Raw genomic sequence first — 490 nt, 5'->3', positions numbered from 1 at the left:
CCTCAATATTGTGAACAATACACGCTCCCCATTACCTTATCTTGCAACTTCCATAAGCCTTATCCTGCTGATCCTGCTTTCCTTATCATGGGAATTATGGATCGCGCCATTGCGCGAAGGCGGCTCATGGTTGGCACTGAAAGCCCTGCCTTTGTGCTTGCCGTTGACCGGCATTTTGAAAAAACGCATCTACACTTACCAATACAGCTCCATGCTGATTCTGATTTACTTTGCCTAAGCCTGTATGCGCCTGGCAGACACGGCTCTCGCCAGCCGGATTTGCGCCGCCGTTTCCGTATTATTGTGCATTGCCTTTTTCCTCGGCTGCCTTGCATTTATCAAACAACAAAAACACACATTAAAATGACCTACCACACACTTTCAGACGGCCTAGCCGAATCTTCAGTAAAAACCTTTTGGCCTTTATGGCTCAGTTTTCTTTGGATTTGCGCCGTCCCTTTTCTCTCACTCTACCGAGTCGGCCCACTAC

General features: G+C 48.0%; 1 pseudogene. It reads left to right on the top strand.

Annotation, left to right across the window (positions count from 1 at the left end):
- The first annotated feature begins 10 nt into the window (after positions 1 to 10).
- Positions 11 to 367 (top strand): annotated as a pseudogene (locus tag ACTHTY_RS11650) (DUF2069 domain-containing protein).
- The last annotated feature ends 123 nt before the right edge of the window (positions 368 to 490 follow it).

The organism is Neisseria sp. P0019.S002 (assembly GCF_051957155.1).
Taxonomy (GTDB): domain Bacteria; phylum Pseudomonadota; class Gammaproteobacteria; order Burkholderiales; family Neisseriaceae; genus Neisseria; species Neisseria perflava.
This window is presented reverse-complemented; position numbering and strand designations above follow the sequence as displayed.